Source organism: Mesorhizobium sp. M1142, from assembly GCF_040318565.1.
GTDB lineage: Bacteria > Pseudomonadota > Alphaproteobacteria > Rhizobiales > Rhizobiaceae > Mesorhizobium.
Genome location: NZ_JAMYMK010000005.1, coordinates 324505 through 335929, shown reverse-complemented (window position 1 = coordinate 335929; position 11425 = coordinate 324505). Strand labels below are relative to the sequence as shown.

General features: G+C 62.9%; 14 protein-coding genes. 6 read left to right on the top strand and 8 right to left on the bottom strand.

Annotation, left to right across the window (positions count from 1 at the left end):
- Positions 1–115 precede the first annotated feature (115 nt).
- The gene (locus NKH42_RS11840) at positions 116–1399 is read right to left on the bottom strand and encodes an MFS transporter (RefSeq protein WP_352509068.1); all 1284 of its coding nucleotides are present in this window, start codon (positions 1397–1399) and stop codon (positions 116–118) included.
- An 82-nt stretch (positions 1400–1481) separates the two neighbouring features.
- On the opposite strand from NKH42_RS11840, the gene NKH42_RS11835 reads away from it, so the two are divergent.
- Positions 1482–2087 (top strand): TetR/AcrR family transcriptional regulator, encoded by a 606-nt coding sequence (locus tag NKH42_RS11835; RefSeq protein ID WP_352509069.1) that lies wholly within the window; start codon positions 1482–1484, stop codon positions 2085–2087.
- A gap of 97 nt (positions 2088–2184) precedes the next feature.
- Positions 2185–2775, top strand: a complete 591-nt coding sequence (locus NKH42_RS11830) for a hypothetical protein (RefSeq protein ID WP_352509070.1) — start codon at positions 2185–2187, stop codon at positions 2773–2775.
- 17 nt (positions 2776–2792) lie between these two features.
- On the opposite strand, the gene ppa is transcribed toward NKH42_RS11830, so the two are convergent.
- The 6 genes from ppa to NKH42_RS11800 form a co-directional block, all read right to left on the bottom strand.
- Entirely contained in the window at positions 2793–3323 is a 531-nt protein-coding gene (ppa, locus tag NKH42_RS11825; protein WP_023721304.1) for an inorganic diphosphatase, read from the bottom strand.
- Between the two features lie 116 nt (positions 3324–3439).
- The gene (locus NKH42_RS11820; protein WP_254817749.1) at positions 3440–3946 is read right to left on the bottom strand and encodes a GNAT family N-acetyltransferase; all 507 of its coding nucleotides are present in this window, start codon (positions 3944–3946) and stop codon (positions 3440–3442) included.
- Positions 3947–4063: 117 nt separating this feature from the next.
- Entirely contained in the window at positions 4064–4702 is a 639-nt protein-coding gene (locus NKH42_RS11815; RefSeq protein WP_352509071.1) for a TPM domain-containing protein, read from the bottom strand.
- Positions 4703–4712: 10 nt separating this feature from the next.
- Positions 4713–5537, bottom strand: coding sequence for a TPM domain-containing protein (locus NKH42_RS11810; protein ID WP_502896210.1), 825 nt, complete (start codon positions 5535–5537; stop codon positions 4713–4715).
- 70 nt (positions 5538–5607) lie between these two features.
- Complete coding sequence (locus tag NKH42_RS11805) at positions 5608–6417, bottom strand: TPM domain-containing protein (RefSeq protein WP_352509073.1); 810 nt, start codon at positions 6415–6417, stop codon at positions 5608–5610.
- An 85-nt stretch (positions 6418–6502) separates the two neighbouring features.
- A complete protein-coding gene (locus NKH42_RS11800) occupies positions 6503–7147 on the bottom strand; it encodes a LemA family protein (protein WP_352509074.1) in 645 nt (214 codons plus the stop codon).
- Positions 7148–7309: 162 nt separating this feature from the next.
- Here NKH42_RS11800 and NKH42_RS11795 point away from each other — a divergent pair, with 162 nt between their 5' ends.
- From NKH42_RS11795 to NKH42_RS11785, 3 genes are all read left to right on the top strand, one after another.
- Positions 7310–7561, top strand: a complete 252-nt coding sequence (locus tag NKH42_RS11795; RefSeq protein ID WP_352509075.1) for a hypothetical protein — start codon at positions 7310–7312, stop codon at positions 7559–7561.
- Positions 7562–7570: 9 nt separating this feature from the next.
- Entirely contained in the window at positions 7571–8455 is an 885-nt protein-coding gene (gene pdxY, locus NKH42_RS11790) for a pyridoxal kinase PdxY (RefSeq protein WP_352690243.1), read from the top strand.
- 92 nt (positions 8456–8547) lie between these two features.
- The gene (locus tag NKH42_RS11785) at positions 8548–9315 is read left to right on the top strand and encodes a DUF429 domain-containing protein (RefSeq protein WP_352690300.1); all 768 of its coding nucleotides are present in this window, start codon (positions 8548–8550) and stop codon (positions 9313–9315) included.
- A gap of 11 nt (positions 9316–9326) precedes the next feature.
- On the opposite strand, the gene NKH42_RS11780 is transcribed toward NKH42_RS11785, so the two are convergent.
- The gene (locus NKH42_RS11780) at positions 9327–10529 is read right to left on the bottom strand and encodes an aromatic ring-hydroxylating oxygenase subunit alpha (RefSeq protein WP_352690245.1); all 1203 of its coding nucleotides are present in this window, start codon (positions 10527–10529) and stop codon (positions 9327–9329) included.
- A 413-nt stretch (positions 10530–10942) separates the two neighbouring features.
- On the opposite strand from NKH42_RS11780, the gene NKH42_RS11775 reads away from it, so the two are divergent.
- On the top strand, positions 10943–11347 hold the full coding sequence (locus NKH42_RS11775; RefSeq protein ID WP_352751469.1) for a hypothetical protein: 405 nt from the start codon (positions 10943–10945) through the stop codon (positions 11345–11347).
- The last annotated feature ends 78 nt before the right edge of the window (positions 11348–11425 follow it).

Sequence of the window (11425 nt, the reverse complement as noted above, 5' to 3'; positions counted from 1 at the left end):
GGCATCCCGAACCCCCCAGCGCAAAGCGCGCCAAACTGTTCGCGATGTCCTCGCACACCTGTTCGCGATGTCCCCGGTCCAAACAGGGGGAAGATTAGCGCTCAGCCGTTGCAACTCAAGCCGCCTGCGGTTCCGGCTCGAAGGCCGGGCGGCTGGTGTTGATCAGCAGCGAGATGCAGGCGGCGGCTATTGCCGTCATACCGGCGATCAGGAAGGCAAGCTCGTAATTGCCTTGCAGCTCGCGCATGGTGCCGCCGAAGAAGGCCGCTGTCGCGGCGCCAACCTGATGGCCGGCGACGATCCAACCGAAGACGATCGGTCCGCTGCGGTCGCCGAACGCCTCGTTGGAAAGCCTCAGCGTCGGCGGCACCGTGGCGATCCAGTCCAGTCCGTAAAACACGGCGAAGATGATCAGGCTGGTTGCCGAAAAGCCGGAATAGGGCAGATAGATCAACGACAGGCCGCGGATGCCGTAATAGACGCCGAGCAGCTTGCGCGGATCGAAACGGTCGGTGAGCCAGCCCGATAGCGTCGTGCCGATCAGGTCGAAAATGCCCATCATCGACAGCAGGCCGGCGGCTTGCACTTCGCCTATGCCCATGTCGCCGCAAAAGGCGATCAGGTGCGTGCCGACCAGCCCGTTGGTGGTGAAGCCGCAGACGAAGAAAGTGGCGAACAGGTACCAGAACACACGTGTACCGGCGGCGCGGCGCAGCGTGCTCAGCGTATGCGAAAGGAAATTGCCTTGCGCGGCCGGCGGCGCCGGCGGCACGTCGTTGGCATCGGCGCCATAGCGGACCATGCCGATCGAGGCCGGGCGCTCCGGCACCAGCATATAGACCAGCGGCACCAGGCAGGCGGTGGCCACGGCAATGGCGATGGCGACCGGCTTCCAGCCGCCTGACTGGGCGAGCGAGGCGAGCAACGGCAGGAAGACCAGCAGCCCGGTGGCGCTGGACGCCGACATCAGTCCCATCACCAGGCCGCGATTGGTCTTGAACCAGCGGTTGACGATGGTTGCGCCGAGCACGGTGGCGACGGCGCCCGAGCTGACGCCGGAAAACACGCCCCAGGTGAGGAGCAGATGCCACGGCTTGGTCATCAACAGGCTGAGCGCGGTCGATCCCGACATCAAAAGCAGCGCGGCAAGCAAGGTGCGGCGCAGCCCGATCCGCTCCATCAGCGCCGCGGCAAACGGCCCGGTCAGGCCATAGAGGAAGATGCCAGTGGCAGCGGCCAGTGAGACGACGTCGCGCCGCCAGCCGAAACTGTTCTCCAGCGGCAGCATCATGACTGCCGGCGCCGAACGCAGGCCCGCTGCGATCAGCAGGCAAAGGAAGATGACGGCGACCACGACGAAAGCGTAGCGCTGGCCAAACGGGCGGGATTGAGCTATCATGTTACTGACCGGTACGTTGCAGGAGCGCGAAACATACGTACCGACCGGTAACATTGTCAACCAGCTAATCGGTACACCAGACATGAAAAGCATTGAACCAACGATCAAGGCGAATGACGCACCGCCGCCTCGCGCCGCCGAACGGATTCTCCAGGTGGCGCGCGACCTGTTTTACCGGCAAGGCATCAGGGCGATCGGCGTCGACGAGATCGTGCGGCGTGCCGGCGTCACCAAGCCCAGCCTCTACCGCAGCTTTCCGTCCAAGGATGAGTTGGCCGCATCCTATCTCCGGCACTATGACCTCGAATTTTGGGAGCGCTTCGACGAGGCGGTGAATGCCCATCCCGGCGATCCGCGCGCGCAGATCCTCGCCTTCCTGACGCGTGTCGGCAAGCGTACGCAAAGGCCCGATTATCGCGGCTGCGGCATGACCAATGCCGCGGTCGAATATCCCGAACATGGCCATCCAGCCCGCGTCGTGAGCGAAGCCAACAAGCGGGAATTGCGCCGGCGCCTGCGTGCCATGGCGGCAGAGATGGGCGCCGGCGACGCCGACACGCTAGGCGACGGGCTGCTGCTCCTGATCGAGGGCGCCTATATCAGCGGCCAGCTGTTCGGTGTCGGCGGGCCGGCGCAGTCGGTCGCCCGCAACGCCGACCTTCTGATCGAGGCAAGCTTGAAGAAATAGCGTTCCGTTTACCAGATCACTGTGAGCAGCCTGAGTTCGTCTAGGCTGCTGCTAGATTTGACGGTACGCTGCGGCAGCCCGAACGGAGTTGTCCGCCATGCGCGCTCTTTTGATCCCGCTTGCCTTCGCCGGCTTCTGCAACGCCGCCCGGGCTGGCGACATATCCAGCGTCTATACCGATCTCGTCTGGGAGAAGGACTGCGTGACTTATGCCCAGGCGGAGGAAGGCGACGGCGACTGGGCCGACCTCGCCTGTTCGGGTTATGGCGGCTACCCGGTGATGGTTTCCTACGACGACGCGCGGGAATCGCTGTTCTACGGCTTTCCACCCGGCGATATGACCACGGTCTGGGAAAGCTTTTCCGGCCTCAACTCGGCTGGACCTAAAGTCGAGTGGCGGATCGAAACCAACGGCAAAACTACCATTCCGTTCGCCGTCATTCATCGTCGCTCGATCAGCGATACCGAGGGCGAGAACAAGTCGACGGAAGTGTTGATCGTCGCCAAGGTTGCCCAGCCTGACGCCCACGAAGGCTGCACGATCGGCCTTGTGCTCGCCACCGGCAATCCCGCCGCCAACGATCAGGCGCGCAAGCTTGCCGACGAGAAGGCACGCACCTTCGCCTGCGGCAAGGACAAGCGCGTAGTGATCGGCGACGCGCCCGCTTTCGGCCGCGTCGACAACTGATTATTTGCGCCCGATAATTATTTGCGCTTGGCCCGCTCGATTGCCTCGACGATCATCTTCTTGGCATAGGCCGCATCGTACCAGCCTTCGATCTTAACCCATTTGCCGGGTTCGAGATCCTTGTAGTGCTCGAAGAAATGCTGCACTTGCTGGCGGGTAATGTCAGGCAATTGCGTGTATTCGTGGACGTCCTCGTAGCGTAAGGTCAGCTTGGGCGAAGGCACCGCGATGACCTTCTCGTCCTGGCCGGCATTGTCCTCCATCACCAGCACGCCGATCGGCCGCACATTGATGACGCAGCCTGGCACCAGCGCGCGCGTGTTGCAGACCAGCACGTCGATCGGGTCGCCGTCGCCCGATAGCGTGTGTGGTACGAAACCGTAATTGCCGGGATAGCGCATCGAAGTGTGAAGGAAGCGGTCGACGAACAGCGTGCCGGCCTCTTTGTCCATCTCGTATTTGATCGGCTCGCCGCCGATCGGCACCTCGATAATGACGTTGACGTCCTCGGGCGGGTTCTTTCCGCTGGCAATCGCTTCGATCCGCATCGCTTTATCCCTCTCTCGATTGAAGATCGATAGCGGCCGATGGCGAATGGTGCAATGCGGCGAATGGTACTGGGGGGATCGTCCGAACCGAAACCGGCCGGATCATGCGCTGGCCGTCATTCCCAGACGAAAGCGACCTTCTTCAGCGCCTTCTGCTCGAAGATCTCGACGCCCTCGGCCACATCGCGGCCGCCGGCGCCGGCATAGAAGGCAAGTGCGTTCTGATTGTCTTCCAGCGCCCAAACCACCATGCCTTTCAGGCCATGGTCGGCCAGCCGTGCCCGTGCGGCTGCGAACAGCCGGCTGCCGAGCCCGATGCCTTGATACTCCGGCCGCAAGTAAAGCTCGTAGATCTCGCCCTGCTGCCTGAGCTCACGTGCTCGGTTCTTGCCGATCGTCGCGTATCCGGCAATTTTGCCGCCGATTTCGACGACCAAGACGGTGGCGGCCCGGCGAATGGCATTTGCCCACCAATCGGCACCGCGGCGGTTGATCATCGATGTCAGTGTACGGTGCGGGATGATGCCCGAATAGGCGCCGCGCCAGGCCTCGAGATGCACGTCGGCAATGGCGGCTGCATCGCGTGGTTCGGCTTTCCTGATGTCGATGCTCAGCGTATTCATGATTGGTTAACCATAAACCCGCCGCGCCCGATTGCAAGAGTCCGGTCGGCCGCCGCGATGCTTTCACACAGCCGAACAGTGCGTCCTTGAGACGCTGGAAAACCGCTTTTAGCGAGATCAAATCTCGACCAGATGGTCGTCCAGTTCGTTGCTGTCGCCGGTCGAGACCGGAAAATGCTCGGCCAGTACCGCACCGACCGCTTCGATCGCCTTGACGAACCCGTCGGCAAGCCGATCGTCGCCGGCATGCGCCGTAAGGTCGCGGACGACACCGTCCCAGACATGCTGGCCGACACGAGAATCGATGCCGCTGTCGGCGACCACCTCGGCATAGCGCTCGGCGATCGAGACGAACACCAGCACGCCCGTGCGCGCCGTGGTGCGGTGGACGTTGCGGGCGAGAAACTGCTTCATCGCATTGGCGTGGGCGGCTTGGTAGCGCAGACGCCTCGGCACCAAATGGATGCGCAATGCGGGCAATGCCCACAACAGAATGAGCACACTGGCAAGCGCCAGCAGCTCGGCGATGACGAAATGCGGCAAGCGGATCGACAGCCACCAGGCTTCCAGCCCGTAACCGACGGCGAGGCTGACGATGAGCATGCCTAGCATCGCCATGAAAGCGGCCGGGAAAAAATAGCCGTCGCTGGCATGCGCCACGACGCAGTAGATCTCGCCGTCGGTCTTTGCTTCGGCAGCGCGGATCGCATCGGCGATCCGCTCATGATCTTCGGGGCTGATCGGTCGTGTTGCCATGATTGATGTCTCACCAGCTTCCTGAAGAACCGCCGCCGCCGGACGAACCGCCGCCACCTGAAAACCCACCACCCGAACTTCCGGACGACCAACCGCTGCCGGAACTTCCAGACGACCAGCCACTGCCGGACGAGGTCCCCGACGTCCAGCCAGCGCCACCGGAGGATGACGAAGCTGGCCCACGGCCGTAGCGGAACGTCATGCCCAGCCACTTGTACACGCCCGGCGACAGCTTCGTGCCGAAGATCGGCGGCAGGAATGCCATTGCCAGGCCGCCGAAGAACATCGTCGCCCACAGGACGATGAACAGAACGAAGATGGGATCGACAGGATTGTCATTCGCCGGATTGCGCTTGCCGCGCGCTTCCAGCTCTTCGGGATTGCCTTCCAGCACCATGATCATGTCATTGACGGCCTTGCTGATGCCGCCAGAGAAATCGCCGGCACGGAAGGCCGGCACCATGTCGTTTTCGATGATCAGCTTGGTGTGCAGGTCGGTCAGCGTGCCTTCCAGCCCATAGCCGACCTCGATGCGCATCTTGCGGTCGTTCGGCGCCACCAGAAGCAGGACGCCGTTGTTCTCCTTCGCCTGGCCCAGTTTCCAGGCGCGGAACAGCCGGTTGGCGTAAGGCTCGATCTCCTCGCCGTCGAGGCTGGGGATGGTCGCGACGACGATCTGGTCCGAACCTTTGGTCTCGAAATCGGCAAGCTTCTGCGTCAGCGCCGCCTCGGTTGCGGCATCGATGATGCCGGCATTGTCGACGACTCGTCCGGTCAGCGCCGGCAATTCGGCGGCAATGGCCGCGAAGCCGACCAGCAGCACCGCCATGCCCATAAGCGCGGTGCCGATCGTTTTGATGAAACGGCCGAATTCCACCGGGCTGATGGCGTGTCTTGTCATCTCGTCACCAACTTCCCGAGGAGCCGCCGCCACCGGACGAACCGCCGCCGCCGGAAAACCCGCCACCGCTTGAACCCGACGACCATCCCCCGCCGGAACCTCCCGACCAGCCGCCGGATGACCGCCGGTTTGGCTCGAAGGTCATGCCCAGCCAGCGATAGCGGCCGGGACCGATCTTCTGGCCGAAGATCGGCGGCAGGATGGAGGCTGCGAGGCCACCGAAAAAGATGATTGCCCAGATGGCTATGAAGATCGTGAAGAACAGATCGTCGCTGTTGAACGGCGCCTGCTGGTTGCGTTTACCGCGCGCTTCCAGCTCTTCGGGATTGCCCTCCAGCACCATGATCATGTCGTCGACGGCCTTGCTGATGCCGCCAGAGAAATCGCCGGCACGGAAGGCCGGCACCATGTCGTTTTCGATGATCAGCTTGGTGTGCAGGTCGGTCAGCGTGCCTTCCAGCCCATAGCCGACCTCGATGCGCATCTTGCGGTCGTTCGGCGCCACCAGAAGCAGGACGCCGTTGTTCTCCTTCGCCTGGCCCAGTTTCCAGGCGCGGAACAGCCGGTTGGCGTAAGGCTCGATCTCCTCACCGTCGAGGCTGGGGATGGTCGCGACCACGATCTGGTCCGAACCCTTGGTCTCGAAATCGGCAAGCTTCTGCGTCAGCGCCGCCTCGGTTGCGGCATCGATGATGCCGGCATTGTCGACGACCCGTCCGGTCAGCGCCGGCAATTCGGCGGCGAGAACGATGAGAGGGAGCAGGAGAAAGGTTAGAACGAAGCCAAGAAAAATCAGGGCGGCGTTTCTTCCCACCCCCCGCTGTGGGGAGATGTCCGGCAGGACAGAGGGGGGCGCGAAGGAATACAAGGCCAACAGGCCCAGGCTCAACAGGCGCCGTTCACCCGCCTTGCGTGGTGTTGGTGCCGAAATCGACCTTCGGCGGCTGCATCTTATCCTCCTCGATGGTGAAATTCGCAAACGGCTGGTTGCCGCGAAACCACAAGGTCGCCCAGATCACCGACGGGAAGGTCCTCAGCGTCAGATTGTACTCTCTCACTGCCTGGATATAGTCGCGGCGAGCGACCGTGATGCGGTTCTCGGTGCCTTCGAGTTGTGCTTGCAGCGCCAGAAAGTTCTGGTTGGCCTTGAGATCGGGGTAGTTCTCCACCACCGCCAGCAGGCGCGACAGCGCGCTGGTCAAGCCGGCCTGGCTGTCCTGGAATTTCTTGAAGGCTTCCGGATTGTTCAGCGTTTCCGGCGTCACGGTCACCTGCGTCGCCTTGGCGCGCGCTTCGACCACGGCGTCGAGCGTATCCTTCTCGTGCGCGGCGTATCCCTTGACCGTGTTGACAAGATTGGGGATGAGATCGGCGCGGCGCTGGTATTGATTTAACACCTCGCTCCATGCTGCCTTGGCGTTTTCCTCAGCTGTCGGGATGGTGTTGTAGCCGCAGCCCGCAAGCAGCGGCAGCATGACGGCCATGACCAGGAACGCAGCTAAATTACGGAAGATTGGCGGTGAACAAAGGCGCTGGGCAAGCATGATAAGGTCCCCTCGATAGCATTGGCAGGCGAAGCATTAGCACAATCCTTGCGTAAGAAAATGACTTCGGCCGAGAAGTGTTACTGGTTTCTGCCATTCACCGTCAGGCCCTGTGACAGACAAGGCGAACGGGTTAAGCTCGGCATGAAACGGGGTATCACCATGGCGAAACGCCACGGCAGCGACGCGGAATCGCGCCGCATCATGGAGCGGGTGGCGCGCGAGACCGACCCGGGCGGCACCTCGTTCCTCGCGCGAACAGCCAGAGGTGCGCGCGACCGCGTCACCGCGGCCGATGCCGACCGGTCGGATCCGATCGAATATTGGGGCACCCGCATCGGTCGGGCAGCGGGCTTGCTTATTGCCATCGGCCTGTTGATCTGGCTCGTGCTTTTCGTCACCAGGGGCAGTTAGGAAAAATCAATGAGTGCCGAAAAAACCGACGCGCCGCGCGCGGTCATCGTCGTCTCCAGCCATGTCGCACGTGGCTCGGTCGGCAACCGTGCCGCCGTCTTTGCGCTGGAGACGCTCGGCTTTCCGGTTTGGGCGGTGCCGACCGTCATCCTGCCCTGGCATCCGGGCCATGGCCGGGCCACCCGCATCGTGCCGCCGATGGACCAGTTCAAGGCGCTGATGACCGACCTCGAGCGCGCGCCGTGGCTGGGCGAGGTCGGCGCCGTGCTGTCCGGCTATCTCGGCGAGGCTGGCCAGGCCGACGCCGTTGCTTCGCTGGTCGGCGCGGTCAAGGCGAAGACACCGGAAGCCCTCTATATCTGCGACCCGGTGATGGGCGATTCGGGCGGCCTCTACGTACCTGAGCCGACCGCTATCGCCATGCGCGACCGGCTGATGCCGATCGCCGATATCGCCACGCCCAACCGCTATGAGCTGGAATGGATGGCCGGAGCGCCGCTGCCAGACCTGAAATCGGCAATGGCTGCGGCCCTGCAGGCCGGCCCACCGGCCATGCTGGTCACTTCGGCGCCGGCGATGATGGCCGGCGGCACCGGCAATTTGCTGCTCACAGGCAGGGAGGCGCTGCTTGCCGAACACCGGCTCATCGACAAGCCGCCGAATGGGCTCGGCGACCTGACGGCTGCCGTCTACCTGGCGCGGATCCTGTCCGGCCAGCCGGCCGCCAAGGCTCTGCAATCGACCACCGCGGCGGTCTACGAGATCCTGGCGCGCACCGCCAAGCGCGGCGGCGACGAGTTGCAGCTCGAGACCGATGCCCAGAGCCTGTCGCACCCAATGGCGATGGTGCAGCTTCGCCATCTCCTGCATCCGGAACGGGACCGCCGGGCGTGACTCGGGCCGAAAACGCCGTGCCGCAGGACGATGCGCCCGAGGATGTTGTGCCCGACCATGTTGTGCCCGAGAGCGTTGTGCCCGAGGACGTTGTGCCCGAGGACGTTGTGCTTGTCGGCGTCGACGGTTGCAAGGCTGGCTGGATTGCCGTCCGCCGCGATCCCGGTGCGGCACCGTCTACAACCGTTTTCCCAAGCTTCGCGGCGTTGCTCGACCGACTGCCCGTCAATGCGATCGTGGCGGTCGATATGCCGATCGGCCTGCCCGATTTCTCGCAAAGAGGCGGTCGCGGCCCGGAGGCGCTGGTGCGGCCGCTGCTCGGGGCTCGGCAGTCCAGTGTCTTTGCCATCCCCTCCCGCGCCGCGCTCTACGCCGAGATCGAAGCCTTCACCACGGTCGATGCCTGGTACGCCGCACATCGCAAGGCAAGCGAGGTGGCCAGGACGACATCAGATCCGCCGCGCGGCGTCTCGATCCAGGCCTTCGGCATCTTCGCCAAGATCCGCGAGATCGATTCGCTGCTGATCGCGCGGCCCGAACTGCGCAGCCGCGTCTTCGAATCGCATCCGGAAGTTGCCTTCTGCAAACTGAACGGCGACCGCGCTATGCGCCTGCCCAAGAAGATCAGGGGCAACATCAATCCGGCCGGCATGGCCGAACGCAAGGCGCTGCTTGCCCAGCATGGCTATAGCGAGGATTTTCTCGAACAGACGCCGCCGCGCGGCGCGGCTGCCGACGATTTCCTCGACGCCGCGGCAATGATGGTGGTTGCCGGACGCATCGTCAGAGGCGAGGCAATGCCGTTTCCGGATCCGCCGCTCGCCGATCGTTTAGGCATTCCGGTCGCCATTTGGGCCTGAGGACCAGGGCGTCAGGAGCGTGATCTGAGCGCCTCGTTGAGTGCCCACATATCCTTCTCCTCGGGCGCGGTCTCCAATCCGAGCACGGGAATTTGCTTACGCAAATGGTCGTGGTGGGTGCGCACGCCATATTCGAGATCGGAGAGGTAAAAACCTCCGAAGGCTTCGGACAGCATAGATTCGTTGGACCATATCGAGAGCTGCACGTCCTCGGCCAGCGTGTCGCGATCGATGCGGTGGGATAGGTAGCGCGCAGCCGCCTGTTGCCTGGTCTCGTCGCGATAGCGGTAGATGGCGCCGCGCAGCAGCGTCTCACCCGTCGACAGCGGGAATTCCTGATAGAACTGCACCGATTCCGGCATGATCGACAGCACGTTGTTCGGGAAGATGCTGTAGTAGATCCAGGCCTTGCGCAGGTGCTCCGGCAGGTGCTTCGCCTCGGGTGCGAGCTTGATATATTGCGCGACGCTCCAGCGCCGTCCGGCATGCGGATTGTAAGTGGCGAAGGAGCGCGACACGCCGTTGACGAACGGCTCGTCGAAATAGGTCGCACCGTAAAGATCCTGCAGCGCCGGATGTGCCATGGCGACGTGGTAGCCTTCATTGTCGACGTCGCGCACCGACTTCCAGTTGACCGGCGTATTTTGGGTCCAGATGCCCCGGGACGGCACCATCTCGACCACGCCGTAATGAGCAATCTCGGCTTCGATCGGCTTCAACAGCTCGGCCACGGATGGCTGCGGCCCACCCTTGCGGAAGCGGATGAAGATGAAGCCCATCCAGATTTCGAGCTCGAGCGGCATCAAGCCGAATTCGGTCTTGTCGAGGTCGGGGAAGGAACGCGGGCGGGCAGCACCGCGCAGTGTGCCGTCGAGATTGTAGACCCAGCCATGGAAAGGGCAGACCAGCGCGTTCTTGCAAGTGCCCTGACTGTCGGCGACAACGCGACTGCCGCGGTGGCGGCACATATTGTTGAAGGCGCGTACAACGCCATCCTTGCCGCGCACGATCAGCGCCCGCTCGCCGACCACATCCATCGTCAGATAGTCGCCGGCGTTCGGCACGTCGCAGACATGGCCGGCGATCTGCCAATGATTGCGGAAGACGTGCTCTTTCTCGAGTTCGAGCAAGGCGTCGGAATGATAGCTCCAGCCCGGCAGCCCCCGCCGATCCCAATCGTTGGGAATTGCCACGTCACGCAGATGCGGGTTCATAAAGGCTCTTTATTTATTGAATGATCGTTCAATAAAAGCATATTTTCCGTTGAAATGCAATGGCTTGCAAAAATGGGGAGAATTCTTGGCGGGAAATCGAGCCGGATTTGAGAGCCGAGTCCGAACGATCGAAGCCGGGAAAATCCCGGGAATTCCGGACGTTAATCCCCTCACGCTTGTTGAGCGCCCGACGCTCCGTGGGCCTGGCAAGGCGACGTGGATCTGGTGCCGTGGGTAGCGGAAAACGAGAATGCCACCTGTGCTGCAGCTACGCCTGATCGCTTTGCCCAGGAATGGCCGCGGGCTTGGTTTCATGCCGGTTACACAATCGTTAATCCATCATCGTTGGCCGGTTACAAGGTGCGATTAGGTTCGTTTCAACAGAGAAAAGAAGAAGACCGAAGGAAACGACGATGCGTACGAAAATCCAGATCACCGATACCGACCTTCGCCAGCAGGGTCCCCAGCGTAGCGACCGGCGCCCGAAGCTGGCGCTGCGCCAGCGCGCCAGTGATCATCCAATGGCGATGTTCATGCTGCTGGCGGCTGCCGCATTTGCCGGCATGGCGTTGACGCCGACTGTCGGTCCGGCCTTCGCCTCACTGAACCCGCCGGCCAAGCTCATCGATGGCGCGACGACCACCACCAAGACGGCGCGCCTGCCGATTTCGGAGATCGATTTCGCCTGCAAGGGGCAGGCCTGGGGCGCCGAGAGCCTAGACTGCCTGCGCGTCATCGCCGCCCAGTCGGGCAAGGCACGGCCGGTCCGCATGATCGCCAACGCCGCCCCGCTGGCCGATACGCCGAACGTTTTTTGATTTTTTGCGAGCGCCCTCCAGCACTCCAGTCAGGCTCCCGCCGCAATGTCGGCCGGGAGCCTTTTTCTTCCGGGAGAG